General features: G+C 72.2%; 23 protein-coding genes and 1 pseudogene. 12 read left to right on the top strand and 12 right to left on the bottom strand.

Annotation, left to right across the window (positions count from 1 at the left end; genetic code table 11):
• A complete protein-coding gene (locus BXA11_RS37220; RefSeq protein ID WP_076442285.1) occupies nucleotides 1–1,170 on the bottom strand; it encodes an SMI1/KNR4 family protein in 1,170 nt (389 codons plus the stop codon).
• Between the two features lie 288 nt (nucleotides 1,171–1,458).
• On the opposite strand from BXA11_RS37220, the gene BXA11_RS37215 reads away from it, so the two are divergent.
• Both BXA11_RS37215 and BXA11_RS37205 read left to right on the top strand, forming a co-directional pair.
• On the top strand, nucleotides 1,459–2,385 hold the full coding sequence (locus tag BXA11_RS37215) for a hypothetical protein (protein WP_076442283.1): 927 nt from the start codon (nucleotides 1,459–1,461) through the stop codon (nucleotides 2,383–2,385).
• Nucleotides 2,386–3,065: 680 nt separating this feature from the next.
• The gene (locus BXA11_RS37205; protein ID WP_204053814.1) at nucleotides 3,066–4,511 is read left to right on the top strand and encodes an aminobutyraldehyde dehydrogenase; all 1,446 of its coding nucleotides are present in this window, start codon (nucleotides 3,066–3,068) and stop codon (nucleotides 4,509–4,511) included.
• Here BXA11_RS37205 and BXA11_RS37200 read toward each other — a convergent pair.
• The 8 genes from BXA11_RS37200 to BXA11_RS37165 all read right to left on the bottom strand — a co-directional run bounded on the left by BXA11_RS37200 (nucleotide 4,498) and on the right by BXA11_RS37165 (nucleotide 10,995).
• Nucleotides 4,498–5,733 carry an RNA polymerase sigma factor gene (locus tag BXA11_RS37200; protein ID WP_076442277.1) on the bottom strand — a complete coding sequence of 412 codons (1,236 nt, stop codon included), beginning with the start codon at nucleotides 5,731–5,733 and terminating at the stop codon, nucleotides 4,498–4,500. The genes BXA11_RS37205 and BXA11_RS37200 overlap by 14 nt on opposite strands.
• Nucleotides 5,730–6,068 carry a YciI family protein gene (locus BXA11_RS37195; RefSeq protein ID WP_076442275.1) on the bottom strand — a complete coding sequence of 113 codons (339 nt, stop codon included), beginning with the start codon at nucleotides 6,066–6,068 and terminating at the stop codon, nucleotides 5,730–5,732. The genes BXA11_RS37200 and BXA11_RS37195 overlap by 4 nt, the downstream gene beginning before the upstream one ends.
• Before the next feature lie 108 nt (nucleotides 6,069–6,176).
• On the bottom strand, nucleotides 6,177–7,064 hold the full coding sequence (locus tag BXA11_RS37190) for an alpha/beta fold hydrolase (protein WP_076442273.1): 888 nt from the start codon (nucleotides 7,062–7,064) through the stop codon (nucleotides 6,177–6,179).
• Complete coding sequence (locus tag BXA11_RS37185; RefSeq protein ID WP_076442359.1) at nucleotides 7,061–7,654, bottom strand: TetR/AcrR family transcriptional regulator; 594 nt, start codon at nucleotides 7,652–7,654, stop codon at nucleotides 7,061–7,063. The genes BXA11_RS37190 and BXA11_RS37185 overlap by 4 nt, the downstream gene beginning before the upstream one ends.
• Nucleotides 7,655–7,753: 99 nt before the next feature.
• Entirely contained in the window at nucleotides 7,754–9,577 is a 1,824-nt protein-coding gene (locus BXA11_RS37180; protein WP_239105113.1) for an ABC transporter ATP-binding protein, read from the bottom strand.
• A gap of 5 nt (nucleotides 9,578–9,582) precedes the next feature.
• On the bottom strand, nucleotides 9,583–10,125 hold the full coding sequence (locus tag BXA11_RS37175) for a TlpA disulfide reductase family protein (protein ID WP_076442266.1): 543 nt from the start codon (nucleotides 10,123–10,125) through the stop codon (nucleotides 9,583–9,585).
• 114 nt (nucleotides 10,126–10,239) lie between these two features.
• Complete coding sequence (locus tag BXA11_RS37170) at nucleotides 10,240–10,755, bottom strand: MauE/DoxX family redox-associated membrane protein (protein ID WP_143734739.1); 516 nt, start codon at nucleotides 10,753–10,755, stop codon at nucleotides 10,240–10,242.
• A gap of 30 nt (nucleotides 10,756–10,785) precedes the next feature.
• The gene (locus BXA11_RS37165) at nucleotides 10,786–10,995 is read right to left on the bottom strand and encodes a hypothetical protein (RefSeq protein WP_076442262.1); all 210 of its coding nucleotides are present in this window, start codon (nucleotides 10,993–10,995) and stop codon (nucleotides 10,786–10,788) included.
• A 186-nt stretch (nucleotides 10,996–11,181) separates the two neighbouring features.
• Here BXA11_RS37165 and BXA11_RS37160 point away from each other — a divergent pair, with 186 nt between their 5' ends.
• Nucleotides 11,182–11,649: a S26 family signal peptidase gene (locus tag BXA11_RS37160; RefSeq protein WP_076442356.1), complete on the top strand. Its 468-nt coding sequence runs from the start codon at nucleotides 11,182–11,184 to the stop codon at nucleotides 11,647–11,649.
• Here BXA11_RS37160 and BXA11_RS37155 read toward each other — a convergent pair.
• Nucleotides 11,598–14,900, bottom strand: coding sequence for an AfsR/SARP family transcriptional regulator (locus tag BXA11_RS37155; RefSeq protein WP_143734738.1), 3,303 nt, complete (start codon nucleotides 14,898–14,900; stop codon nucleotides 11,598–11,600). The genes BXA11_RS37160 and BXA11_RS37155 overlap by 52 nt on opposite strands.
• A gap of 317 nt (nucleotides 14,901–15,217) precedes the next feature.
• On the opposite strand from BXA11_RS37155, the gene BXA11_RS37150 reads away from it, so the two are divergent.
• From BXA11_RS37150 to BXA11_RS37115, 7 genes are all read left to right on the top strand, one after another.
• Nucleotides 15,218–16,051, top strand: coding sequence for a CPBP family intramembrane glutamic endopeptidase (locus BXA11_RS37150; protein ID WP_076442257.1), 834 nt, complete (start codon nucleotides 15,218–15,220; stop codon nucleotides 16,049–16,051).
• Entirely contained in the window at nucleotides 16,048–17,202 is a 1,155-nt protein-coding gene (locus BXA11_RS37145) for a sensor histidine kinase (protein ID WP_076442255.1), read from the top strand. The genes BXA11_RS37150 and BXA11_RS37145 overlap by 4 nt, the downstream gene beginning before the upstream one ends.
• Nucleotides 17,199–17,858 (top strand): response regulator, encoded by a 660-nt coding sequence (locus BXA11_RS37140; protein WP_076442253.1) that lies wholly within the window; start codon nucleotides 17,199–17,201, stop codon nucleotides 17,856–17,858. Before BXA11_RS37145 ends, BXA11_RS37140 begins: the two co-directional genes overlap by 4 nt.
• A 164-nt stretch (nucleotides 17,859–18,022) precedes the next feature.
• Nucleotides 18,023–18,412 (top strand): hypothetical protein, encoded by a 390-nt coding sequence (locus tag BXA11_RS37135; protein ID WP_076442251.1) that lies wholly within the window; start codon nucleotides 18,023–18,025, stop codon nucleotides 18,410–18,412.
• Nucleotides 18,413–19,115: 703 nt separating this feature from the next.
• A complete protein-coding gene (locus BXA11_RS37125) occupies nucleotides 19,116–19,340 on the top strand; it encodes a hypothetical protein (RefSeq protein WP_143734736.1) in 225 nt (74 codons plus the stop codon).
• 299 nt (nucleotides 19,341–19,639) lie between these two features.
• Complete coding sequence (locus BXA11_RS37120) at nucleotides 19,640–21,430, top strand: ricin-type beta-trefoil lectin domain protein (RefSeq protein ID WP_204053815.1); 1,791 nt, start codon at nucleotides 19,640–19,642, stop codon at nucleotides 21,428–21,430.
• Nucleotides 21,431–21,713: 283 nt separating this feature from the next.
• On the top strand, nucleotides 21,714–22,739 hold the full coding sequence (locus BXA11_RS37115; protein WP_076442245.1) for a LacI family DNA-binding transcriptional regulator: 1,026 nt from the start codon (nucleotides 21,714–21,716) through the stop codon (nucleotides 22,737–22,739).
• A 112-nt stretch (nucleotides 22,740–22,851) separates the two neighbouring features.
• Here BXA11_RS37115 and BXA11_RS37110 read toward each other — a convergent pair whose 3' ends face one another.
• A complete protein-coding gene (locus tag BXA11_RS37110) occupies nucleotides 22,852–23,589 on the bottom strand; it encodes an SDR family oxidoreductase (RefSeq protein ID WP_076442243.1) in 738 nt (245 codons plus the stop codon).
• An 80-nt stretch (nucleotides 23,590–23,669) separates the two neighbouring features.
• Here BXA11_RS37110 and BXA11_RS37105 point away from each other — a divergent pair, with 80 nt between their 5' ends.
• Complete coding sequence (locus BXA11_RS37105) at nucleotides 23,670–24,230, top strand: TetR/AcrR family transcriptional regulator (RefSeq protein ID WP_076442240.1); 561 nt, start codon at nucleotides 23,670–23,672, stop codon at nucleotides 24,228–24,230.
• An 88-nt stretch (nucleotides 24,231–24,318) separates the two neighbouring features.
• Here BXA11_RS37105 and BXA11_RS37100 read toward each other — a convergent pair whose 3' ends face one another.
• On the bottom strand, nucleotides 24,319–24,873 hold the full coding sequence (locus BXA11_RS37100; RefSeq protein WP_076442237.1) for a TetR/AcrR family transcriptional regulator: 555 nt from the start codon (nucleotides 24,871–24,873) through the stop codon (nucleotides 24,319–24,321).
• A gap of 697 nt (nucleotides 24,874–25,570) precedes the next feature.
• Between BXA11_RS37100 and BXA11_RS37095 the strand changes: the two are divergent.
• Nucleotides 25,571–26,042, top strand: a pseudogene (locus tag BXA11_RS37095) (hypothetical protein); the annotation flags it as partial.

The following is a 26,042-nucleotide window of genomic DNA, read 5'->3' as shown; positions in this document are numbered from 1 at the left end:
TCAGCCCCGACTCGTGGCCAGGAGTTCGCGTCCCCGTTCTGGCGTGATCAGCCGCGCGGCCCGGGGGTCCGCGAGCAGGGCGATGGGCGCGATGTGGTCCTCATGCAGTGGCCGCCAGTGGACGAGGGCGTCGAGCAGGCGCGGCCAGGCGTCTTCACCGGCGTCGAGAGCGGCATGCGCGGCCGCGTCGAACTCCGGATCGCCGAAGCAGACCCGGAACGCCGGCTCCTCCCGCCGTGCTTGATGACGGCCGAGGGGCCTCTCGACCCGCTGCGTCCGGCCGTCGCCTGGGAACTGGTATTTGACCCGCTGTGATCCGCGGTCTTGTCGCGAGCGGGGCATCGAATCGGAGCCGAACCGGCGGGCCTGCTGACGAGCGGCGGACAGCAGTGGAAGGACCTGCGTGGCGAACAGGTCCTCGTCGAGGGTCCACGATCCGGTGTCGTCGCTCTTCGTGGGCCGCGGATAGAACAGGCCGCCGTCCTCGCTCCTCAACAGCGTCCGCATCTGGAAGAGCAGGAACGAGGCGCGGTCGCGGCCGAAGCGCGCCGCCTGCGCGAACACGGCCAGCGGGCGGTCCACCTCGCCGCGCAGGCTCGCCAGCCGGGCGTCCTCGACCGTGGCGTCCCACTCACGCTGGGTCTCGCAGCGGGGGCGGTCGAGGGCGTGGAATCCGGCGTAGAAGTGGTACATCTTCTCGTGGAACGAGTCGTGCCGTTCGGGGCCCCTCGCTCTCCACGAGAACACGTCGTAGGCCGCCCATTCACCGCGCTCGTCGACGTCGCCAGGATCGAGGTAGACGACACCGGCGTCCGCCCGCAGGGAGATCAGCAACGATCGTGCCGCCGCCGGGTCCTCGTACTTCACCTCCCGGTCGACCCAGGTTTCGGCCCACATCGGCTCCAGGTCGGTCAGCCAGCCGATCTCCTCGGTGCCGCGCAGGCTCCAGACGAAGTTGCCGGCGTGCCGCCAGCCGTTGGTGACCAGCAGGAACTCCCGGAATGACGGGGGCAGCACGCATCCCAGTCGCGCCTCCAGCGCCTGCACCTCGTCCTCGGTGGCGGGCGGGCACCCGAGCCAGGGATCGCCGTCCGGCTCCTCGCCGGGATGGGCGATGCGCCACTCCTCGCTCCAACGCTGGAGGAACGGCTTCCACGCGTGACGGTCCACGACGGGCTCCTACGACGTCGCACGATCTGGTTTCGCCGATTCCATCAGATGCCACCGACATCGCCGGTCCGATCTCGCGGGCAAGAAGGGGACTCGGAGCTGGAGCGGATGGGCACCCCGCCGACCCGCGCCTCGGGCATGGCACCGGCCAGGAGCCGGGCCGGGCGGCCGAGGATGTGAATTCCCACCCGGATACGGCCACGATCCGGACTGCAAGGAGAAAGCGGAAGCACGCTACATTCACCACACACCAAGATCGATCTGCGCTCACTCACCTGGATGTATGGCATGCACCCCCTCATCGTCGCCCTGGCCCTCGCGACCGCCGCTCCCACCACCGCCCATGCCCAAGCCGCCGAACCCGATCCGCTGGCGGGCCTGCGTTCCCTGCTCGCCCGCGGCGTCGGCGCGACCACCGAGTTCTACGCCAGCGCCTCCACGGATCTGACGCGGCAGGTGGAGCTGAGCAACGGCAAGCGCACCTACATCGGGAGCGGCATGGAACTGCACGGCACCGGCAAGGTCAAGCTGGGGCGGTCCGGCGTGATCGCCTCGGAACACATCCGGCAGCTGAGCGTCGGCAACAAGCAGCTGATGGTGGACGAGGCGGCCAAGGACCCCTACTTCGCCGGTCTGCTCCGTACGGTGGGGACGCTGCGCACGGTCAGCGTGGGCGGCTGGCAGTACCAGCTCGCGCCGCGGGCGAAGTCGTGGACGCGCACCGGCCGCGCGAGCGGCGCCGCGGCCGCGTACGGCGACCAGTTCATCAACGTCCTGGAGCCGGCCACGCTGCGCACGCTGCTGTCCACCAAGAGCCGCAAGACCGTCACGCCGTGGACCAAGGACCGCACCACCGGACGCAAGCAGCGGATCTACACACTTACCGGGACGATCCGGCTCAAGGATCTCTACCGCGTCTCCCCCAGCTTCCGCGAGGCCGCGGGGACCTCGGCCCTCGGCACGTCCGAGGTGACATGGACGTACATGTACGACGACCGCGGCTGGCCCTACCGGGTCGGCTGGCGCTTCTACGCGCACCCGCGGCCCGCGGTCCGGGGACTCGGAGACGACCGGATTCTGCGGGCGCACCTGGCCACGCAGTACCGGAACTGGGAGAAGCCGATGACGATCACTGCGCCGAAGGCGAGGCCGGGGCGCGGGCTGGAGGTCGACGACCTCAGCGACGTGCTGAGCGCTCCCACGCGCCGCAGGTGAGCGGCCCCGGCCGTGAGGGACTGATGGCGAGGGCTGTCTCAGGCTGGTCATGCCGATCGGTGACCAGGGCGATACCGGGCAGCGGGTACCCATCATGCGAGGGCGTGCAGGCCCTCACTCACATGATCCTGGAGGTGTCTTCATGGGGAAGGACCAACAGGGAAGCCGGTCCAGGCGCCCGCGGGAAGAGCGGGCGCAGACCCCGGACTGCCCGGGCCACCGAGGCGACGCCCTGGTCGACGGTGAACCCCGGGGCGGGAACGACATGTCTCTGGACGACACGGCAGAGATCCCGATGGGCTCGGATGCCAATCGGAAGTCCCGCGAGATCGAGGACCCGCCGGAGTACAGCCGGAGAAGTCCGGGCCGATAACCGCAGGGCGGCTGGGCGGCTCTGATGCCGCCTGGGCAGTGGGGCCGGCGTGGCCGTGAGAGCCCGCCGGCGTCGCGACGGTGATCACGCTCCGGACCGGCCGCACGGCCGGTCCGGGGCCACCAGGCCACCACCCCGCACATCAGGAGGCCGCGACCGGACGACATCCGGGTGCTGGAGGGCGACCTCGACGGCGAGGTCGTCGTCGGCTGCCACCGCGGCGGCGAGCTGGTCGGGTCGTGCTGGTGGGCCTGGCCTCCGCCGCCGCCCGCTATCGCGCGGCGCTCACCCGCGCCGCCGCGACCGTATGACCTGGGAGGAAACCGCCGTGGACACCGTGCGCAACGTGATCGCCGGACAGAGCCGGGCCCCGGCGTCCGGAGAGTGGATGGACCTGGTCGACCCGTCCACCGAGAAGGTGTACGCCCGGGCGGCCCGCTCGGGCGGGGAGGACGTGGACCACGCCGTCGCGGCGGCCGCCCAGGCGTCGAGCACCTGGCGGCGCACCACCCCGGCCGAGCGTCAGCGGCTGCTCCTGGAGCTGGCCGATCTGATGGCGGACAACAGGGAAGCACTGGCCGAGGCCGAGGTGCGGGCGACCGGCAAGCCGCGCGGCACCGCGCTGCGGGTCGACGTGGGCGGGGCGATCGACGCCATCCGCTATTTCGCCGGCGCGGCGCGGGTGCTGGAGGGCCTCGGCGCCGCCGAGTACGCCGAGGGGCACACCTCGTTCGTACGCCGTGAGCCGATCGGCGTCGTCGCCCAGGTGACGCCGTGGAACTACCCGCTGATGATGGCCGCCTGGAAGGTCGGCCCGGCGCTGGCCGCGGGGAACACGCTGGTGCTGAAGCCGTCCGACACGACGCCCGGCTCCACCGTGCTGCTGGGCGAGCTGTGCGCCCGGGTGTTCCCGCCCGGCGTGGTCAACGTCGTGTGCGGCGACCGGGACACCGGCCGCGTCCTGGTCGCGCATCCAGGAGTGGAGATGGTGGCCATCACCGGCTCGACGCGGGCCGGAGCCGAGGTGATGGCGGCCGCGGCGAGCGATCTCAAGGACGTCCACCTGGAGCTGGGCGGCAAGGCCCCCGCGCTGGTCTTCGCCGACGTGGACCCGGCCGCGGCGGCCGCCGGCATCGCCGAGGCGGCGTTCTTCAACACGGGACAGGACTGCACGGCCGTCACCCGCGTGCTCGTCGAGCGGAGCGCCTACGACGGGTTCGTCGAGGCGCTCGCCGAGGCGGCGCGTGCCCTCGCCGTCGGCCACCCCGACGAGGAGGGCGTGTTCCTCGGCCCGTCCAACAACGCCGCGCAGGCCGGTCGGGTCGCCGGGTTCCTCGACCGACTGCCCGCGCACGCCCGGGTGGTCGCCGGCGGCGCCCGGATCGACCGTCCCGGCTACTTCTTCCCGCCGACCGTGGTCGCGGACGTGCGGCAGGACGACGAGGTCGTGCAGCAGGAGATCTTCGGCCCTGTCGTGACCGTGCAGCCGTTCGCGGACGAGGACGAGGCCGTCGCCCTGGCCAACGGAGTCGAGTACGCGCTCGCCTCCAGCCTGTGGACCAGGGACACCGGGCGGGCCATGCGCCTTTCCGCCGCGCTGGACTTCGGCGCGGTCTGGGTCAACTGCCATCAGGTGATCATCCCCGAGATGCCGCACGGCGGCTTCAAGCACTCGGGCACCGGCAAGGACCTGTCCCGGTACGGCCTCGACGCCTACACCCGCGTCAAGCACGTGATGATCAGCCACACCTGACGTCTCCGTGAGCCGGGTCCAGCCGCTGGTGGAGCAGGGCCTGCTGGGCCGGGTTGGCGGTCAGGCCCAGCGCCCGCTCGTCCGAGATCCGCGCCTGGCTCGTGTCGCCCAGCGCGCGCAGCAGTTCTGCCCGGGTGGCGTGCAGGAGCGGATAGCGGGACAGGGTCTCCTCCAGGCCGGTCAGCTCCGCCAGCGCGGCCGCGGGCCCCTTGACGTAGCGCAGGGCGACGGCCCGGTGCAGCCGGGTCACCGGCGAGGGGGCGACGGCCAGGAGCATGTCGTACAACACGAGGATCTGCGCCCAGTCGGTCTGCTCGAAGCCGGCCGCCTCGGCGTGACAGGCCACGATCGCGGCCTGTAACTGGTAGGGCCCCGGCCGGCGATGAGCCCGGGCGGCGCGTGTCAGCGCCGCGGTCGCCTCGGCGATCGCGGCGTGGTCCCACAGCGTGCGGTCCTGCTCGGCGAGCGGCACCAGACGCCCGTGGGAGTCGAACCTGGCCGCACCGCGCGCCCGGTGCAGCCGGATGAGCGCGAGCAGCCCGGCCACCTCCGGCTCACCCGGCATGAGGCCCGCCAGGAGCGCGGCCAGCCACTCGGCGTCGTCGGCCAGGTCGCGTGCCTCGGCCCGGTCGCCGGTGCTCGACAGATAGCCCTCGTTGAACAGCAGGTAGACGACCGCGAGCACGGCGCCGAGCCGCTCGGGCAGTTCGTCCGCGGCCGGGATCCGATAGGGGACGCCCGCTACGGCGATCTTCCGTTTGGCGCGGGTGATCCGCTGGGCGACCGTCGTCTCCGGCACGACGAAGGCCGCGGCGATCTGCGCGGTGCTCAGCCCGCACACCACGCGCAGGGTCAGCGCGATCCGGGCCTCCGGCGACAGCGCCGGATGGCAGCACGTGAAGATCAGCCGCAGCCGGTCGTCGCCCTTCCCCGGCTCGGGCCACCGCAACTGGGCCAGTTTGGCGCGGTAGTTCGTCTCCCGCCGCAGCACGTCGAGGCCGCGGCGGCGTGCCACGGTGAGCAGCCAGGCGTCCGGCCGGTCCGGCACGCCCTCGACCGGCCAGCGGCGCAGCGCGGTCTCCACGGCGTCCTGCACCAGGTCTTCGGCGGCGGAGAAGTCGCCCAGCAGCGACACCAGGCAGGCCGCGAGGCGGCCCGCGTGCTCGCGCACCACGCGGGCCAGCGCCTCGCGGCTCCCCCGGCCGCCGTCCGGTCCGCTCATGCGATCGGGCGGATCTCCACGACCGGGCACGCCGGCCAGGACCTGGCCAGCTTCAGCGCCTCGTCCAGGTCGGCCACCTCCACCTCGGCGTAGCCGCTGACGACCTCCTTGCCCTCGACGAACGGCCCGTCGGTGACGACGGGCTCGCCGCCGTCGAGACGCACGGTGGTCGCGGTGTGCGCGGGCGCCAGATGCGCGTGATGGGTGATCTTGCCGGAGTTCTCGGCGAACCAGCGCATCACCGCCTCGTAGGCGGCCTCGCGCTCCAGCTCGTCCATCGCCTCCAGACGCGTGGCGAACTCCTCGGTCTCGGCGAACATCAGCACGTACTTCACGGTTGACTCCCTTCCCTCGATCGGTCTTCGATCGGCCTTCGACAGGAAGACGATTGGGCACCCGTCTCATACGACACCCGGCGGCAGGACTTCGCCGGCGCGGCCGGATCAGGCGCTCAGCACCTTGCGTAGCAGCTCGCCGAATTCGGCGGGGTGCGTGCTGAGCCCGGTGTGCCCGCCGGGGAAGTGGACGAGCTCCGTGCCGAACCGCTCGGCGAGGAAGGCGGCGGGACGGTAGGGCAGTTCGCCCCGCGAGTCCGCTCCCGCGGCGAGCACGAGCCGGTCCGACAGAGCCTCCAGGCGATCCACGTCCGGTCTGTACGCCATGAAACCCGGCACGATGCGCCCCAGGAAGTAGGGCATGTCCGCCATCGTCCGCTGCACCCGAGCCGCCGCCTGCGGGGGAAGCTCGGTGGCCGCCCTGGCATCGATTCTGGCATCGACCCTGGCATCGGCCCTGGCATCGGCCCTGACGTCGACGGGATCGGCTCCGGGCCGCCTCAGGCCGGCCGCGAAGACGGCCGCCGCCGGCATCAGCCCCTCCCGGCGGAACGTGTCCTGCACGCGGGCGAGCAGCGCGCGGTGCTCGGCCGCGTCCGGCAGCACCTCCACCACCGGCGGCTCGTGCGCCACGACGCGTTCGATCCGTTCGGGATGGGCGGTGAGCAGGTGCAGCGCGACGATGGCGCCCGAGCTGCAGGCGGCCACGCGGGCGGGCGCGTCCGGAGACAGCAGCTCCAGCAGCCGGAACGCGTCGTCGGCGTGCCGCTCGACCCGCTGCGGGGCCTCCGGGTCGTCCAGCGGGCTGCGGGAGATGCCGCGCGGGTCGTAGGACGCGACGGTGTAGTCGGCGGCCAGGGCGTCGGCGACGCCGTCGAAGGAGGCCGCGCCGCCCGTGCCGCCGGGGATCAGCAGCAGGAGCGGCCCCTCTCCGCGCACCTCGTAGTGCAGGGTGGCGCCGTCCACGCGCAGGTGGCCGATGGCCGGGCTGGTCATGCCGAGTCTCCTTCGTCGTGCGTGGGCCAGTGCTCGAGGAGGGTGTGCAGGGCGTCGAGGCAGCGGACCCAGGTGTCTTCGGCCGGGCGCGCGTGCGCGAACCCGCCCGCGGCCTCCAGGCTGGTGAAGCCGTGGAGCGTGCTGCGCATCAGCCGGACCGCGTCGGTCAGGTCGGGTTCCTCCAGCGCGTAGCCGCGCAGCATGCTGTAGGTCAGCTCGACGGCGCGCCGCGGCCCGGCGGCCCGGGCCACGAGCTCGGGATCGATCTGTATCGGGATCTGCGTCGCCGTGTATCTGCCCGGGTGGTCGTGGGCGTACTGCCGCCAGGCGTTCGCGTACGCCACCAGCGCGTCCTTTCCGGCCCGGCCCGCGGTCGCCTCCGCGATGCGGATGGTCTTCTCGTCCGCCGCCAGCAGCGCGATCCGCCCGCGCAGGTCCTCAAGGCTGCGGACGTGCGCGTACAGGCTGGCGTCCTTCACCCCGAGCCGTCGTGCCACCGCCGACATGGTCACGTGCTCGAGCCCGACCTCGTCCGCCAGTTCGGCACCGGCGAGCGTCACCCGATCCGCCGTCAACCCGGCCCGCGCCATGTGCATGCCGCCCTTCTCAAGCGATCCGAGTTTTCCTAGGAGCCCTAGATTCTTCCTTGGGGTCCAAGGTTGCCTCAGATCGGCGCGGAGCACAAGCGGTTATCGCGGTGACGGCTCGGCCCGGCCCAGCTGGAAATCGGCCGCCTGGCGGGTGAACAGGCGGGCGTACTCGCCGCCGAGGGCCATCAGCTCGTCATGGGTGCCCTGCTCGGCTACCCGCCCGCCGGCGAGGACGACGATGTGGTCCGCACCGCGCACCGTGTTGAGGCGGTGCGAGATGAGAAGGCTCGTACGGCCGCCGCGGCAGTCGCGGAGCCGCTGATGGATGGCGTGCTCGGCCTCGGGGTCGAGTTCCGAGCTGGGCTCGTCGAGGATGAGCAGGTCGGCGGTGTCCGCGCGGAGAAGTGCGCGGGCGAGGGCGACGCGCTGCCACTGCCCGCCGGACAGGAGCACGCCCCGGCCGGGATCCTCATCCTGCTCGGCGGCGAAGAACCGCGACAGGATGGTGTCGTAGCCGCGGGGAAGGCCCGCCAGCGCGTCGTGGATGTCCGCCCCGCGGGCCGCCTCGTGGATCCGCTCCGGCCGGCCGAGAGCGCCGACGTCGCCGACGGCGACGTTCTCGGCCGCGGTGAGGTCGTAGGCCACGTAGTCCTGGAACACGGCTCCGATCCGGCGGCGCAGGTCGTCGACGCGCAGCTCGCGCAGGTCGGCGCCGTCCCAGCGGACGCTGCCGCGCTCGGGGTCGTACAGGCGGCACAGCAGCTTGACGACTGTGCTCTTGCCCGCGCCGTTCAGGCCGACCAGGGCCACGCTCCGCCCGTGCGGGATGGTCAGGTTCAGGCCGCGCAGCACGTACGGATGACCGGCGTCGTACCGGAACCACACGTCGCGGAGTTCGATGCCGTGCCGCAGCGGTGGCACGCCGCCATCGGTGGCGGGTTCCGGCAGGTCGGGTCCGATGGTGACGACGTGGGCGTAGTGCCCGGCCAGGACGAGTGCCTCGTTCAGGTGTGCCACCTGGATCACCGTGCCGGACAGGGAGGACTGGGTGCCGGCGAGGGCGGCGGTGAGGACGGCCAGGTCGCCGATGCCGGCCTGGCCCTCCGCTATCCGGGAGACCAGCACGACCAGCGCGGCGCCCGCGATGACCGTGCTGAGTGCGGTGAGCGCTCCGTTGTAGCGGAAGGACGTCAGGTCCATCCGGCGTTCCGCCCGCTGCTCGGCGGCCAGTTCGCCCAGCATGCGTCCCCGCAGGAAGCCTCCGATGCCGAACAGCCGGATCTCCTTGGCGGCCCGATGGTCGAGCATCAGCGTCTGGTAGAACATCCGGCGGCGCTCCGCGGGGGCCATCTCCAGGCGGAGGTACGCCCGCCGGCGGCCGAGCCGGAGCTGGACGACCAGTTCGGGCACGGCGGCCGCGGCCACGACGGCGGCGAGGAGCGGGCTGAGCGTGGCGAGCGCGCCCAGCAGCCCGGCGATGGTGATACCGCCGCGTGCCGCGCCGAGCGCCGACTCGGTGACGAGCTGCGGGGCGGTCTGCGCGGACTGCTGGGCCAGCTGGAGCCGATTGTGGAAATCCGGGTTCTCCAGCCTGGTCAGTCCCTGCATCCGGCACACCGCCGTGAACAGTTCGTCGCTGGTGCGCCACGCGATGCGGCGCTGCTGCTCCCGCTGGACCCATCCGGACAGGTGGGGCAGCAACGCGGTCAGGGCTCCGGCCACGGCCATCGCCGCGGCGAGCGGCGGCGTCGAGGAACCCGGCCCGGTGCTCAGGCGATCGATCAGCAGCTTGGTGAGCCACGTGATCGCGACGGGAGAGGCGCCGGCCAGCACCGCCATGACGATCTGAGACAGGGCGAGAACCGGTCCGGCCCGCCAGACGAGCGTCAGGGTGAGCCGCAGCGGCCCGAGTCGTGACCTCACGCCGGTCAGGCGGGGGTCGGCGCGCCCGCCGGCAGCTCCGGCTTCAGGCTGCTGCCGGCGACGGTCCCGTCGGGGCCGACCAGGAAGAACGACGGGAAGGCCCTGACCTCGAACGCGTCCGCCATCGCGCCGCCTTCGCCCTCCACGACGACGCTCACCTCGTCGGTTAGGGCGGCGAGCAGCTCGGCGGGTCTCCGCTCGCCCTCCACCACCACCGCCAGCACGCGTACGCCGTCGGAGGCGGCGTCACGGGCGGTCGCGACGAAGGTGGGCGCCTTCGGCAGGCAGTGCGGGCAGTCGGTGCTGAAGAACCCGACGAGGGTGCGCTCGCCCGCGAAGTCGTCCCTGGTGACCTTCGTGTCCGTGACCGTGAGCGCGGAGAAGGCCGGGACCTCGGCGCCCACGCCGAGCCCGGGACTTCCCGGCAGTCTCCCGGCACGGGACTCCTCGGTGGTTTTCCTGAGTCTCCTGATGACCGCGCCGGTCAGGAGCAGGTTCACCAGGACGAGCCCGCCGAGCAGGACGACGGCGGCGACCAGGACGGCCATGGGCGTTCCCTTCCATCAAGGGGTCAACGGGCATCAGGGGGGTCAACGGACGTCGGAGGGGCAGCGGACATCAGGGGGTCGGCGGACGTCGGAGGGCCGGCGACTCCCGGAGGGTCATCGGAGGAGGTGGACCAGGTCGTCGAGGAGCACGACGGCACCGACGGCGACCGAGGCCCCGAGCAGGCAGAGCGCGGCGGCGGGCGGCGCGACGGGCGTGCCGCCCGCGGCGGACGACATGGCGGCCCCGGCCACCGCGCACGCGACGAGAACGGCGTTGCGCGCCACGTGCCGGCGGTTGACCGGCTCGCCCGATCCGCCGAAGCATCGGCACGCGACGGTCGTCCCGCGCCGCAGCGCCGCGACCAGGACCGCGGCGAACCCGAGGAGCAGGCCCCCGGCGAGCAGGAGGCCTGCCCTGGCGTCGCCGTCGAGGCCGGGCGCCGCCAGCATGACGACGGTTCCGGCCTCGACGGCGACGACCACCACGGCGGCGGGCGTGGCGAGACGCGAGGGAAGGCCGCCGAGCCGCCGCACCGCCGTGGTGAAATCGCCGAAGGCCCGCCGCGTGCGCAGCTTCGTGAGGACGGAGACCAGGAAGACCCCCGTCAGCACGAGCCGGACGGTCAGCACGGCATAGACCATTGGACGTGTCGGCCGGCGTCAGCAGTAGCCGATGTTCTGCCAGGCGCCGCCGCAGCTGCTCCGCCAATACGTGATGCAGAGGAAGCCGGTGGGATTGGGGTAGCAGTCCTTGTAGCGGTTGCAGCCACCCGTCGGCCAGTATTCGAAACAGTTGTCGGCCTGTGCTTCGGCGCCGGGGAGGAGCCTTTCGAGCAGCCGGTCTCCCAGGCGGTGCAGCGTACGGATCATGGTTTCTCCCTTGGCTGGGTTCGGGCGTGGTAGGCCGCCCGCCCTGTGAGGATGCTCGGCGCGGCCTTCGCCGCGGTTGCGCGCCGGCTGCGCGCCGTGCGGCAGGAGCCGCGCAACCGGGGCGCAGGCGGGGCGCAGCCGGGGCCCGGCAGAATCACGATCGGCTGCCGGGCCGAAAGGTTGATCATGCAACATCTCGTGATTTCGCTGCTGTCGCCCGCCGTGGTCGCCGCCGGGGTGGCCGCCGGGGTGGCCGCGGCCCGGCGGCGCTTCGTCGTGGTACGAGTGGCCGGGACCAGCATGGTTCCGACGTACCAGCCGGGAGATCGGGTGCTCATCCGGCGCGGCGGGCGGGCGGTCCTGCGGCGCGGCCAGGTGGTGGTCTTCCGGCGCCTCCAGCCGGGCGGCGCGGGCTCCTCCGGACGCGCGTCCGGACTGCGTGAGACGGAGTGGCTGATCAAGCGGGTGGCCGCGATGCCGGGCGACAGAGTGCCCGACCAGGTCGCACCGGGCGTGCACGCCGCTCCGGGCGACGTGGTCCCGGCCGGCCGGCTGGTGGTCCTCGGCGACGGCCCGACCAGCCGGGACTCCCGGCATTGGGGTTACCTGCCGGTGAGCGAGGTGCTGGGCGTCGTCATCCGCCGGTTGTCGTGACCGGGCAGGGCCCCGCCCGCGCCCGCCACAGCGGTCTCGGCGGCCTCGGCGGTGTTGCCGAGTCGCAGGAACAGCCGGTGGGCCGCCGTCCAGGACCGCGTGGCCGCCTCCCGGTCGCCGCGGTCGTGCTGGGCCCGGCCGAGGGCCGTCAGCGCGAGCGCCTGCTCGTGGAGGTCGCGCAGCCCGCGCGCCACGCGTACGGCGTCGCCGAGCGCGCGTACCGCCTGGCCGGACCGGCCGCCAAGACGGTGTGACTCGCCCAGGACGCGGAGCCCGGCGGCCTGCCCGGAAGGAACCCCGAACTCCTCGAACACGGCCAGCGCCCGCTCGATCGGCTTCACCACGTCCCCGCGGCCGAAGCGAACGCACAGCTCGCCGAGGGCGAGCAGCAGATACGCCTGGAGCAGCCGCTCCCCACGCCGCCGGCAGATCTGCAGGCCCTCCCACAGGTGGAGGGAGACGCGCCTGGCCCTGGCGGCGTCGCGGCAGGCGGCGGCCATCTCCCGCAGGGCGAGGGTCCTGGCCGCGAGACTGTTCCCGCGGATCGCCAGGCCGAACGCGCGGTCCGCGCAGGCGAGCGCGTCCTCGTGGAGCCCCTGCTCCCGGTCGATGACGGCGCGGACGTACCAGAGACGGCTCAGGGCGAGCTCGTAGCCGATCTCCTCGGCCATGACCACGGCCTCGTCCACCACCGCGCGGGCCTGGCCGGGGTCTCCCCCACGGCACAGCGCGAACGCCCGCAGGCACAGCAGGTCGAGCGCGCCGTGCCGTTCCCCCGCCGGGCCGAACACCGCGAGTGCCGCCTCGATCGCCTCCGGTGCGACACCGCGCCGCGGCTCCACGCCGATCATGAGCAGGTGGCCGAGGCCGCGCGTCATCACCGCCTCGCCCCACTGGTCGCCGCCTGCCGCGCACGCCCGCAGCGCCAGCTCGTGGGAGAACGCCCAGTCCCGGTAGTGGCCGCGGAAGGCGTAGTAGCCGGCCGCGCGGGCGGACAGTTCCCAGGCCGCCTCGCTCAGACCGAGCCGGCAGGCCTGCGCCACCCCCGCCAGCAGGGTCTCCCGTTCGCCGTCGAACCAGGCGGCCGGATCGCCGACCAGCACCCCGGTGGCGGGGACGGCACACCAGCGAGGGGCCCCGCCCCGGATGACGGAGGCCGGCTGCTCCGGCAGGCCGCTCTCCGCCGTCTCCGCCAGCGCGAGCAACGCGGCGAGAACGCGAACGATCGCCGTGTGCCGTTCGCCGGCGGGCTCCTCCAGTTCGGCGCGTTCCCGCGCGTAGAGCCGCACCAGCTCATGCGGGCGGTAGCGGAACCGCCCGTTCCCGTCGCCGTCCTCGCAGCTCAGGAGCTGGGCGTCGACGAGCAGATCGGCGTACGTCTCGGCCTCGCGCACCGTCACGTCGAGGGCCGCCGCGAGCATCCAGGCGGCGAAGGCGGGGACGTCGAGCAGGCCGAGCATCCGCAGCGCCCGCCGGGTGGTCGGGTCGAGCCTGTCGTAGTCGGCGGCCAGCCTCGCCCGGACCGACTGGCCGCCGAGGGCGAGCTCGTCCAGGCGCCCCCGCTCCTCCCGCAGGCGATCCGCCAGGTGGCCGAGGTGCCAGTGCTCCCGCAGCGCCAGTTTCGCCCCGGCGATCCGTATGGCCAGAGGGAGGTGACCGCAGAGCCGGACGATCTCGGCCGCTACGGTGGGCCGCGCCGCCACCCGGACCGGCCCGGCGATCCGCCCGAGCAGCTCCGACGCGCATGGCGGGTCGAGCGGGCCGAGGCGCACGGTGCGGGCGCTCAACCCGGCGATCCCGCGCCTGCTCGTCACCAGCACGGCGCAGCCCGGACCACCCGGCAGGAGCGGCCTGACCTGCTCCTCGCCCGCGGCGTCGTCGAGCACCACCAGCACGCGACGATCGGCCAGGACGGTGCGGAACAGCTTCCCGCGCTCCTCGGCTTCGTCGGGCACCGCCCGCGCGTCCACCCCGAGGGAGATCAGGAACCGCGCCAGCGCCTCGGCCGGGTCGATCGGCCGCGGGCAGGTCCCGCGCAGGTCGACGTAGAGCCGGCCGTCGGCGAACGTCTCCCGCAGGCGGTGGGCGACGTGGACCGCGAGCGTCGTCTTGCCGGTGCCCGCCCCGCCGTACACCGCCACGACCGGCGTCGCGGCGGTCATGGCGGCGGTCGGCCCGCCCGCGCCGGTGAGCCACCGCCGAAGCGACTCCACCGTGTCCCGGCGTCCGGTGAAGTCCGCGATGTCCGGGGGCAGATGGCACGGCACGGTCGCCGCGGGCCCCGCCCACCCCTCATCCGTCCGTCCTCTGCCCGTCCACCCCGCGCCCGTCCACCCCGGGTCCGCCCGGCCCTCCGCGTCGCCCCCGATGGCGCTTCCGATGGGGCTTCCGGCGGCGTTTCCCACGGTGCTTCCCACGGTGTTTCCCACGGCGTCCCGGGCTTCGAGGCGCCCGGCACGCGCGTACGCGCAGGCGGCTCCGTCCGGCCCGAGGATCTCGTCGGCGAACGGGCCGGTCGCCTCACCTCGCAGGATCGCCTCGTGCACCCGTCGCAGCATCCGGCCGGGCTCGACGCCGAGTTCCTCGCCGAGCACGGTCCGCGTCCGCTGGTAGACCCGTAACGCCTCGGCCTGACGCCCGGCCTGGTCCAGGGCCAGCATCAGGCAGGCGTGCAGCCGTTCCCGGTACGGATGCCGCCCGGCCATCTCGGTCAGGCCGGTGACCAGCTCCGCGTGGCGGCCTCGGGCCAGGTCGACGACGGCCAGCTCCTCACAGGTCAGCAGCCGTTCCTCCTCCAGCCGCCGGGCCTCGTCGGCGACCACCGCCACGTCTCCGACGCCGGTGTAGGCCGGTCCCCGCCACAGACCGAGCGCACGCTCGAACAGCATGCCCGCCGTCGCCGGATCCGCGGTCCTCCTGGCGGCCCGCCCGGCCGCCGTCAGTTCCCGGAAGCGCAGCGCGTCCAGCTCCTGCGGCAGCACGGCGGCGGCGTAACCACCGGCGCAGTGGACGACGCGGTCGCGCTCGCCCAGCGCCTGCCGCAACCGCAGCACGTAGATCTGAAGGGTCTTGTGCGCGCTGCGGGGTGGTGTGCTCCCCCACAGGGCCTCGATCAGCGCAGGCACCGCCACCGGCCGGCCCGGCGTGCACAGCAGGGCCGCCAGCATGCGTCGCAGCATCGCCGCGCCCAGCGGAACGGGAACCCCGTCGCGGCTCACCCGCAGCGGCCCGAGAACGTCGAACTCGAACACCGTCACCCCCCGTGAGGCCGGTCACCGGGGCGGGCCTTCGATCAGCCGGGGCACCCGCCGCCTGCTCCCCCGGCCATGCCCTCCCCCGGCGGCCCCGTCGCATGGTCACCTTCTCTTCGCGTGAGTGTGCGGGCACGCCTGAGCATTCGAGACGCCGGTATACGCGAGGTATAGGCCCTGGTGGCGGCGCCGGCTTGTCCCCCGTGCGAGCTACCGGCGAATGTCCACCGTGCGGTGACGATCCCAGGCCGTCGAATCCCTAGCGTTCTCGGCGTAGCCGCGGCGCTCCGGTCGCGGATTTACCTGAAGGAGTCGTCATGCGACTGTTGAAGCAGCTCGTGGCCGTCGCGGTGGTCGCCTTCGCCGGCGGCGCGATCGTGGGCGCGGTGCAGGGGAACGCGTTTCTCACCCTGGTCCTCGGTGTCGCGACAGCCGCCCTCGCGGTCTTCGTGTACGCCCGGGTGGTGCGGTGGTCCGAGCGCCGCGCGCCGGTGGAGGTGGGCGCGAAAGGCGCCGTCCCCGCCGTCGGCCGGGGGCTGCTGATCGGTGCCGGGATGTTCGCGGCCGTCATCGTGAACATCGCCTTCATCGGCGGCTACCGGGTCGACGGTCTCGGCTCGGTGACGGGTGCGATCGGGATGCTCGGCTTCATGGCCGCCGCCGCCGTGACGGAGGAGCTGCTCTTCCGCGGCGTACTGTTCCGGATCATCGAGCAGCGGACCGGCACGTGGATCGCGCTGACACTGACCGGGCTGCTGTTCGGCCTGATGCACCTGACCAACCAGCACGCCGGCCTGTGGGGCGCGATCGCCATCGCGATCGAGGCCGGCGGCATGCTCGCCGCCGCCTACGCCGCCACCCGCACGCTGTGGCTGCCGATCGGCCTGCACTTCGGCTGGAACTTCGCCGCGGCAGGCATCTTCAGCACCGAGGTCTCCGGCAACGGCGCGACCCAGGGACTGCTGAACGGCGTGACGTCCGGCCCGGCACTGCTCACCGGCGGCGACTTCGGGCCGGAGGCGAGCCCGTACGCGGTGGTGTTCGGCGCGCTGCTGACGATCGCCTTCATGTGGCTGGCCCGCCGTCGTGGCAACCTGGTCCCCCTCCGGCGCCACGCCCGGGCGGACGCGACCGCTACGCTCGCCCCATGATCGACTTGGCGCGGGTCGCCGACCGGTGGCGGCGGTACGACGTCGTGGTCCGGGACGCGCCGTTCGGGCTGCTGATGGCCGTCGTGTCGCTCCTGCCGGCGCTCTACGGCAAGGGGACGCAGGTCGGGGACCTGCCGCTCCGTCCCTTCGACGCACTGGCGTTCGTGGTGATCGCCCTGGAGTGCCTCCCGCTCGCCGTTCGCCGCCGGTGGCCGGCCGTGTGCCTGGCCCTGGTGTCGCTCGGCTTCGTCCTCGACCAGATCCGCGCCTACCACGTCTTCGCGAGCAACGCGATGTCCGTCGCGCTCATCAGCGCGGGCGCCCATCTGGAGCGCCACCGGCGCGCCGCCGCGCTCCTCCTGTCCGCGGCGTACGTGCCGCTGGCGGTCGCGCTCGACCGGCTCGGCGCGACCGAGAAGGTGGAAGGTTACGTGGTGTTCTACCTGACTCTGGTCCTCGCCTGGGGCATCGGAGTCTGGCTGCGCTCCACCCGGGCCGCCGAGGCCGAACGACGCCGCCACATCGCCGAGGCCACCCGCACCGCCGAACGCACCCGCATCGCCCGCGAGCTCCACGACGTCGTCACCCATCACGTGACGGCGATGGTCGTACAGGCCGAGGCGGCACGCTATCTGACCGCCGCGCCCGATCGTCTCGACACGGCCCTGAGCGCCGTCACCGACACCGGCCGGCGGGCCATCTCCGACCTTCGGCGCCTGCTCGACCTGCTCAACCCCGACCATGACACCGACGTCAGGATGCCGTCCGTCCGCGAACTCCACACGCTGGTGGAGCAGACCCGCCGGGCCGGGCAGCCGGTGGAGTTCGCCGAGGAGGGCACCCCGGCCGAATCCGCCGGCAGCGCCGAATTCGTGGCCTATAGGGTCGTACAGGAATCCCTGACCAATGCCCTCAAATACGCCCATGGCAGCCGTACCGAGGTCCGGGTGCGCTACGGCGAGAAGGAGATCTTCGTGGAGGTCGGCACCGACGGCTCCGGCTCGCGAACCGGCGCTCCCGGTGGAAGCGGGCGCGGTCTCGCCGGGCTCCGCGAGCGGGTCGACGCCCTGGGCGGCGAGTTCAGCGCCGACCGGCGAGCGGGCGGCGGCTTCGTCGTGCGGGCGCTCATCCCCGCGGGGAGCCCGTCGTGACCGCGCCGGTCCGGGTCCTGGTCTGCGACGACCAGGCACTGATCCGCACCGGGTTCGCGACGATCATCGATGCGCAGCCCGACCTCGAGGTGGTGGGCGAGTGCGGGGACGGCCGCGCCGCGGTCGACCTCGCCCGCCGGCTGAACCCGGACATCGTGGTGATGGACGTGCGCATGCCGGTGCTCGACGGCATCGAGGCGACCCGCCTGCTGGCCGGCGCCGGGGTGGACGATCCCGTCAAGGTGCTCGTGGTGACGACGTTCAACCTGGACGAGTACGTGTACGAGGCGCTGCGCGCGGGAGCGAGCGGGTTCCTGCTCAAGGACGCCCCACCGGCGCAGCTCCTGCACGGCATCCGCACCGTCGCGACGGGTGCCGCGCTGCTGGCGCCCGAGGTGACGCGGCAGCTCGTCGGCAGGTACGCGGCGCGGATCCGTCCCGCCGAGGGCACACCGGGCGACGTCGCGCTGACCCCGCGCGAGCTGGAGGTGCTGCGCCTCATCGCCGACGGCCTGTCCAACAGCGAGATCGCCGCGGCGTTGGTCATCAGCCAGGAGACCGTCAAGACGTACGTGTCGCGCATCCTCACCAAGCTCGACCTGCGCGACCGCGTACAGGCGGTGGTCTACGCCTACCGTAGGGGCCTGGTGACCTGAGACCGGCCCTGGTGACCTGAGACCGGCCCTGGTGACCCGAAATCGGCCCCGGTGACCCGAGATCGGCACGGTGCCGTTGGGGTGTCGAAGCCTCCGGTACCGTTCCGTACGGCAGAGGGCAAGGCGGTCCGTAGGTGATCGTCGGGTGGGGAGGACACCGGCACATGACGCAGCCTGGCGATTACGGCGTTCCCGGTTCGCTGAACCGGGTGCTGACCGACGTGACAGCGGAACGAGTCGCCCAGGATGCGATGTGGGGTCTGCCGGAACACCCCGACGGCACCGGGCCCGCGTACGCGTCCGAGGCCGACCTCGCCAAACAGGCCGTGGCCGACGCCGCGGCCGAGGGCCGGCTGACCTGGCGGCACATCCTGCACGAAGAAGTGCTCGAGGCGTTCGCCGAGGACGACGCCGACCGCCTGCGCACCGAGCTCATCCAGGTCGCCGCGGTCGCGGTGAAGTGGGTCCAGGCCCTCGACAGAGGCGCGGTGCCGCCCGCCGGGCCTCAAACCGTCTCGCGGCCTGACACCGCGAATGCAGACACCACGACTTGATCAGATGCGGGGACGACCACGCCAGGGCCTCAGCCTGCTCGGTTTCGCCCCGATGACGGCCCGCGACGCCCAGGAGAACGGTTCGTGAGTTTCGGCGCCCACGCACGGCGCGTGCGTGACCGCACTCTGCCCCACCCCTGTCGATACCTCGCCCTGCGCCGCGCGGCCGGACATCACATGCCGCTGGGTCCGCACGCGACCTGGGCCTACATCACCGGCCGCGCCGGCGACGTACGTAACGATGAGGACGCGCTCGTCCGCGCGCTGGACGTCCTGGAAGCCGGCAGAGATGCCCGGCACGCCGAGCTGGCCGAATTCGCGCGACGTCGCAGCGCGGACAAACGGGAACGGCACAGCCGTACGGTGACGGTCGAGGAGACCCGCTACCGCCACGGCCGGCGCTGGCCGGGACCCGACGCGCACGACGCGACGCTGCACACGGTCACAGCAGAACACCGCCGCCCGCCGCTTCTGCGAACGGCACGGTTTCACCCTTGTCGAGGAACGGGACGGCGGCGGCAACCAGGAGAACCCGCCCGAGGTCCATTACCGATGGCGGAGCATCGACGAGTCCCGGGAGCCGGAGCCCTCCGGCCTGAACGAGTCGCTGACCTGCGCCTTCCGCGACGCCCTCGAACGTGAGGTCCGCGCCGCCGTCCGCGTCCTCCCCAGGGCGCGTTTCTCGCCGGTGGGCTCGTTCCGCGTGACCGTCGGCGACCTCGACGTTCCGGGCTCCCCCGCAGGCCGGGCCTACGGCCGTTTCCTGGCAGACAACCCCCGGTTCTGCACCCGCGTTCAGCAGCGCGTGGCGAGCTACTGGGCCTGCTATCACGGCGGGGAGTTTCCTCGCCTCGCCGACTATCCAGGACACCGGCTCATCACCGCCATGCGCGCCGCCCTCACGCAGGACTCCGATCTCCGGACCTGAGCGGGGAGCATCCGGCGAACCGATTCGAAGCACGCCGCTGAACTGCATGTTTCCGCGCTCCGGCGCCGAAACATGCACCGGTCCACGCCCAGGACATCTGCCCTTAATGTCCGCGATACACGCAATTGACACGCGTTCCCGCGTGAATTTACGCTTTCTGCGAATCGATTCGATTCGGTCGCCTGCGTTGAGACCACCCCCTCGCTTCACCCCGACCGCCGGACGGCACCACCCCAGGTTCCAGGACGACGCCACGGCTCGCCCTGCGTTCCCCACCCCCTCCGTCGAAGGAGTCATGTGTGAACATCACCTCACGTTGGCGGCACCGCCGCCGCGGCCTGGCCGCCCTGTTCTCCGCCGCGGCACTCGTCGCCGCGTCCGTCCTCGCGACCGCCTCGCCCGCCCAGGCCGCCGACGAGTCCATCACCGTCGACTTCTCGGTCGCGGGCGGATCCCCGACCTACCGAGCGTCGGGGTGGATCTACGGCATGACCGAGAACGCGGCCAACCCTCCGGACAACTACTTCACCGACGTGAAGTTCCGGTACATGCGCGCCGGCGGCGCGCAGCTCGACAGCCCCGGCGGCTGGGTGTCGGGCAAGTACGACCGCCGGTGGAACGCCACCCGCGCCCAGTTGCTGCGCACGCGGTCGCTCGGCGGGGAGTTCGTCCTGCTCGTGCACGACCTGTGGGGAGCCGACGGCTACCCGATCTCCCGCTTCCCCGGCGACAACGGCAACTGGACCGACTACGACAACTTCCTGACCCGCCTGATCGACGACGTACGGGCGACCGGCGCTCCGGTCCAGTGGGACCTGTGGAACGAGCCCAACATCACCCTGTTCTGGAACCGCCCCCAGTCGCAGTACTTCGAGATGTGGAAGCGCGCCTACCAGCGCATCCGCGCCGCGTTCCCCTCCCACCTGATAGTGGGCCCCAGCTTCGCGGGCGTGCCGTCCACCGGCGGCTGGTGGACGCAGTACCTCGACTACGTCAAGGCGAACAACGTCGTGCCCGACATCGTCAGCTGGCACTCCCTGCCCGGTGACCCGGTGGCCAACGTCGCGACGGCCGACACCACGCTGAACTCGCGCGGCATCGCCCACCCCCGCCCCTACCAGATCAACGAGTACGGCGCCTCCAACGAGCAGAACCCCGCCGACGGCGCCTGGTACATCGCGCGGCTGGAGCGGGCCGGGGCCGACGGCCTGCGCGCCAACTGGGCGGGCGGGAACAACCTGCACAACGACCTGGGCAACCTACTCGTCCACAACTCCTCCGGCCAGTACCAGCCCAAGGGCGAATGGTGGGTCTACCGCTTCTACGGCTCGCAGACCGGACAGATCGCCTCCGTCACCCCCAGCTCCAACTACGACGCCTTCGCCACCAAGGCGAGCGGGAGCGCCAAGATCCTCGTCGGCGGCGGACGCACCACCGGCAACGTCGCCGTCAACCTGCGGCGCCTGGACACCACCGGCGGCATCGTGCAGAACAACCAGGTCCGCGTCCTCGTCGAGCGCATCCCCTACAACGGCGGCGGCGCCGTCACAGGCCCGGTCACCGTCTCCAACAGCGTGGCGACCCTGTCGAACAACGGCACGACGGTGAACCTTCCGCACACCGCCGTCGACGACACCTTCACCATCACCCTCCTGCCCCCCTCGTCGTCCCCTTCGCCGTCCCCCTCGCCGTCCGGGCCGGGCTCGACGTCGATGTTGCGCAACGTCAACGCCAACCGGTGCCTGGACGTCCCGAACCAGTCGCAGACCAACGGCACGCAGCTCAACCTGTGGGACTGCAACGGCCAGGCCAACCAGAGCTGGACCTACACCTCCGGCAAGGCGCTGCAGGTGTACGGCAACAAGTGCCTGGACGCCGAGGCCGCCGGCACCGCGAACGGCACCAGGGCGATCATCTGGGACTGCAACGGTCAGGCCAACCAGCAGTGGAACGTCAACGCCGACGGCACCGTCACCGGCGTGCAGTCCGGCCTGTGCCTGGAGGCGAGCAACTTCGGCACCTCGAACGGCACGAAGGTGCAACTGTGGTCGTGCACCGGCACGACCAGCCAGAAGTGGACCCGAAGCTGATCAGGTGACCGGCGACGCCGGCCCGCGTCGCCCGTGACCGCCCCGCCGGTCGGACGTGCAGCACCGCGCGTCCGGCCGGCGTCCGGCCAGCATCCGGCCGGCGGCCGGCTCTGTGCGACGCGCTCGCCGCAACGCGTGATCGAATCGGTTCGCAACACCGGAAACGACCAGATCGCGCACGTCACGGGGGTCGGACGGAGCACGGCAGGAGTCGCGGCGGTCGATCCGTGCGCTCGATTCGACTTACGATGTGCATATCGGTCGGATCAGGTGAGGAGCGCCGGTGAATATCGGGGAGATCGCCAAGCGGTCGGGTGTGGCGCGCAGCACCGTCTCGTACGCCCTCAGCGGCAAGCGTCCCGTGTCGGAGGAGACACGACGGCGCATCCAGGCGGTCATCGACGAACTGGGCTACCGGCCCAACGCCGCCGCCAAGGCGCTCAAGGAGGGCAGGACCCACACCATCGGCCTGGTCATCCCGCCCGCCAGCCGGCGCCTGACCGACATGCAGCTCGGGTTCGTGGCCAGCGTCGTCGACGCCGCCGCACACGCCGACCTGGACGTCCTGTTGTCACCGTCCGGGGGCGAGCACGACCGATCGTTCGAGCGCGTGGTCGGCGGCAGACGCGTGGACGGGGTCATCGTCATGGAGATACGGCTGGAGGACGACCGGGTGACCCGCCTGCGGCAGGCCGGGCTGCCCTTCGTCGGCATCGGCCGCACCAGCCGTCCCGAGGAGATGTCCTGGGTGGACATCGACTACGAGACGCTGATCGCCAACTGCGTGCACCACCTGGCCGACCTCGGTCATCGCCGCATCGCCCTGGTCAACCGCTCCGAGGAGCTGGTGGCGGCAGGGTACGGTCCCGGCCACCGCGCCCAGGCCGGTTTCGCCCGCGCGATGACGGAGCGCCGTCTCGACGGCGTGCAGACGTGCTGCGCCGACGACGCCCAGTCGGGGGTGTCCTGCGTCGAGCGGCTCCTCGACGAGCATCCCGATCTGACCGCGATCGCCACCATCAACGAGGCCGCCACCCCCGGGATGTACCACGCGCTGGCCCAGGCGGGCCTGGTCGTGCCCCGCGACTTCTCCATCGCCGGCGTCGCGGCCCGGCACTGGGCGGAGAACCTGCACCCCCCGCTCACGGCCGCCGACGTCCCCGCGGACGAGCTCGGTGCCCGCGCCGTCGAGATGCTCATCCGGCTGATCGCCGATCCCACCACCCCGCACGGCCATCTCCTGGTCGCGCCGCCCATCTCCCTGCGGGGCACGACCGCACCCGCCCACACCCGGAATCACCGTTCCTGAGGGCCGAACGGGGCCCCGACCCGCCGCACCCCAGGCCGTCCACGTCCAAGCCGTCCACGTCCAAGGTGATCGCGCGCGGCGCCCGCCCGCCGAACCGCCTCGCGCCCGGGGGTCAGTTCTGCCTGGTCGGACGGATCGTGAGTTCCCCGATCTCGACGTCGTCGGGTTGCTCGATCGCGAAGGCGATGGCGCGAGCCACGGCGTCCGGGCTGATCCCCTTGGCCATGACGCGCTGGGCCTCCGCCCGGACCACCGGATCCTCGATGTAGTCGACGAGCCCGGTGTGCACGTACCCCGGTGAGATCGAGGTCGTGCGCAGGACGCCGTCGGTGGACTCCTGGCGCAGCGCCTCCAGCAAGGTGCGGACGGCGTTCTTGGTGCCGGCGTAGACCGCCTGCGTCGGGACGATCTTCAGACCCGAGGTCGACACGGTCGTGACGAGGTGCCCACGGCCCTGGCGACGGAACACCGGCAGCGCGGCCGCGATCCCGTGCAGCACTCCGCGCACATTGATGTCGATCATCTCGTCCCAGGCCTCGACGTCGAGGTCGCTCACCAGACCGGTCCTCGCGATACCGGCATTGCTCACGAGCACGTCGAGCCGTCCGAACCGCTCGACCGCGACCGCGACCAGTTGCTTCAGGTCCGCACGCCGAGTCACGTCCAGGGCGACCGCTTCGGCCTGCCCGCCGTCTGCCCGGATCCGTTCGGCCAGCGCGTCCAGGCGATCCTTGCGCCGGGCGCCGATCACCACCGCGGCACCGCGCCGGGCGAGTTCCAGTGCGGTCGCCTCGCCGATGCCACTGCTCGCTCCGGTGATAGCGACAACCTTGCCGCTGACTCCGCTCATCTTGACCTCCAGCTAAGCTGACAGTTGTCCGCTTAGGTCGAGCATAGCGGACAATTGTCCACTTAACGGGGAGGTCTGCGATGGTCGCTCGGGCACGCCGCTCGGACGCGGTGCTCAATCGCGAGCGCATCGTCACCGCCGCCCGTGCGGCCCTGGCCGAGCTGAACGGCGCGGACGAGGACCTGGCGCTACACCTGGTCGCCAAGTCCGCGGGCGTCGGACAGGGCACCCTGTATCGGAACTTCCCGACCCGCGAGCACCTGCTGGCCGAGGTGTACCGGCAAGAGATCGACGAACTGGTCTCCGCCGTGCCGGCGCTACTCGCCCAGCGAACACCACTGGACGCGCTCACCCGGTGGCTGGACCGGCTCATCGAATACGCGCGCGTCAAACGCGGGGTCATGGCCGCGATCGAAGCGTCCGCGTGGCAGGACCTCTACGCGGACAACCACAGCAAACTCGACAACGCTCTCACCGCACTGCTCACCAAAGGCCAGGCCGAGGGCGAGATACGTGAAGGGGTCGACGCCGCCGACGTCATCATGCTGCTCGGCGCGCTGTCACGAGTGCCCCAAACCGAATGGGAGACCCGGGCGCCCACCGTGGTCGCGATCATCGTCGACGGCCTGCGCCGACGATGACCCGAGGCGATGGCGACGACACCGGTAACCCACCGAATCCGAGGTCGCTCTTGGCGGTGTCGCGACCGATTCACCCTCTGGCATCCGGCTACCTCGTCGAGGAACGGGCGCTCAGTCCGTCGGCGACGACGGCGAGGATCGGCTCCAGCGGGTCTTTCCTGGCCATGCATGCCGATATCAGCGCCCTCACATCCGAGTAGCCGACGTCAGGACGCACGGCGCCCGATTCTTGGGCGGCGGCCAGCAGCTCCTGCAACCGGCCGCACAAGTCGGCGCCCGCGCGCTCGCCGAGCTCGTCCAACCGGCGATCGGCGCCGGCCAGCTCGGCCAGTCCGCAGTCGGCCGCGCCCGCTCGCACGAAAGCAGTGAAGAGAGCGAAGAAGGCGGTGCCGGGATCTTCCCGGCGGGCGAGCTCGTCGGCTTCGGCGGTCAGGTCCGCCAGCCGGGCGCCCACGATCGCGGTGAGGAGATCCTCCTTCGTCGGAAAGTGCCGGCTCACCGTGCCGGTACCCACCCCGGCACGGCGCGCGATCTCGTGCACCGGCACCGAAAAGCCCTCGGCGGCGAACACCTCGGCCGCCACCTCCAACACGCGTGCCCGGTTGCGCCGCGCGTCGGATCGCGCCGTGCGTTCGTCCGTCATGGCCCGCACCTCTCCATCGGCAAACCGGGACGGCCATCCCACCTAGTCGGCAAAGCGGGATGCCCGTCCCGATTCTAGGAGGTCCTCACATGCCGAACCAGCCCACTCCGGGAGTCATCGGCAGCGGGACCCGGCGGCGCCCTCGCCGACAGCCGGCGCGACGCCCGACCGCCTGGACCGCGGCCGCCTCATGAGACTGCGCCCTTTCAACTGGTCTTTTTCTCGATCCCCCGGGTGAAGTCTCGTCACCCCCGGCAGATCGGTTCTGCCGGCGCACAGCCCCCGCGTCGGCGTCGTGAAAGTTTCACCCCGTGCCGCCCGCGGCGATCGGGCCCGCCCTCATCGCGGCAGATGAAGCGCCCCGGCAGGCCGGGAAGACCGGCCCGAGCGAGGCGGGAGCCTTGACGCGGAGTCGGCCGTCGTATTTGCTCCGCCGCACCACCACCTACGTCAGACGCAGAGAAAGGGCCCGTCCTGTAGGCACGAATGTTAACGCTAACAAGGCTGCCGAACCGGGTTTCCCGGACAGGCTCTCTCCCCGATCAGGGCTCGGCCTTCCCTGAGCAGGCCGAGCCCGGACCGTGCGGACGCCGCCTCTCCCCTGGGGCGCGGATCGGTCCGCACCGGCCCTCACGTCCGACACCGCAGGTGAGCGATAACAGCACATCGTCTGTCCCGCACTCTCCCAGGAGCATCTATGAGAATCGCACGCCTTCTGCGCCTGGCCGGCGCCGGAGTCACCCCTCGCAGCCCGCTCGGCGAAGATGAGCCGGGCTTCCGCCGTACGCCGGACCGGCCGCGCTCCCTGCCGGCGAACGGAGGGGCGGCCGTGCGCACGTGGAGACGTTCGTGGACCGCGGCGCTGCTGGCCGTGGTCGTGGCGGCGACGGGCGCGCTGACCGGCACGCTTACGGGCACGGGCGTCGCCTTCGCGGAGTCGAACGGCGGGGTGCGGGTGATGCCGCTGGGCGACTCGATCACCGAGGGCACGCAGGTGCCCGGCGGCTACCGGATCGGGTTGTGGCAGCGCCTGGCCGCGGGCCGCTACATGATCGACTTTGTCGGGTCGCAGTACAACGGACCGGGCAGTCTGGGCGACCACGACCACGAGGGACACCCCGGGTGGCGGATCGACCAGATCGACGCGAACATCAACGGCTGGCTGCGCA

The organism is Microbispora rosea, from assembly GCF_900156315.1.
GTDB lineage: Bacteria > Actinomycetota > Actinomycetes > Streptosporangiales > Streptosporangiaceae > Microbispora > Microbispora rosea.
This window is presented reverse-complemented; position numbering and strand designations above follow the sequence as displayed.

Bases quoted from the DNA above. Each gene is read 5' to 3' on its own strand.
- BXA11_RS37110 (WP_076442243.1), bottom strand. From the start codon at position 23,589: ATGAGCGGAGTCAGCGGCAAGGTTGTCGCTATCACCGGAGCGAGCAGT.
- BXA11_RS37150 (WP_076442257.1), top strand. From the start codon at position 15,218: ATGCGACTGTTGAAGCAGCTCGTGGCCGTCGCGGTGGTCGCCTTCGCC.
- BXA11_RS37185 (WP_076442359.1), bottom strand. From the start codon at position 7,654: ATGGCGCGGGCCGGGTTGACGGCGGATCGGGTGACGCTCGCCGGTGCC.
- BXA11_RS37160 (WP_076442356.1), top strand. From the start codon at position 11,182: ATGCAACATCTCGTGATTTCGCTGCTGTCGCCCGCCGTGGTCGCCGCC.
- BXA11_RS37175 (WP_076442266.1), bottom strand. From the start codon at position 10,125: ATGGCCGTCCTGGTCGCCGCCGTCGTCCTGCTCGGCGGGCTCGTCCTG.
- BXA11_RS37165 (WP_076442262.1), bottom strand. From the start codon at position 10,995: ATGATCCGTACGCTGCACCGCCTGGGAGACCGGCTGCTCGAAAGGCTC.
- BXA11_RS37190 (WP_076442273.1), bottom strand. From the start codon at position 7,064: ATGACCAGCCCGGCCATCGGCCACCTGCGCGTGGACGGCGCCACCCTG.
- BXA11_RS37145 (WP_076442255.1), top strand. From the start codon at position 16,048: ATGATCGACTTGGCGCGGGTCGCCGACCGGTGGCGGCGGTACGACGTC.
- BXA11_RS37215 (WP_076442283.1), top strand. From the start codon at position 1,459: ATGCACCCCCTCATCGTCGCCCTGGCCCTCGCGACCGCCGCTCCCACC.
- BXA11_RS37200 (WP_076442277.1), bottom strand. From the start codon at position 5,733: ATGAGCGGACCGGACGGCGGCCGGGGGAGCCGCGAGGCGCTGGCCCGC.
- BXA11_RS37100 (WP_076442237.1), bottom strand. From the start codon at position 24,873: ATGACGGACGAACGCACGGCGCGATCCGACGCGCGGCGCAACCGGGCA.
- BXA11_RS37105 (WP_076442240.1), top strand. From the start codon at position 23,670: ATGGTCGCTCGGGCACGCCGCTCGGACGCGGTGCTCAATCGCGAGCGC.
- BXA11_RS37205 (WP_204053814.1), top strand. From the start codon at position 3,066: ATGACCTGGGAGGAAACCGCCGTGGACACCGTGCGCAACGTGATCGCC.
- BXA11_RS37135 (WP_076442251.1), top strand. From the start codon at position 18,023: ATGACGCAGCCTGGCGATTACGGCGTTCCCGGTTCGCTGAACCGGGTG.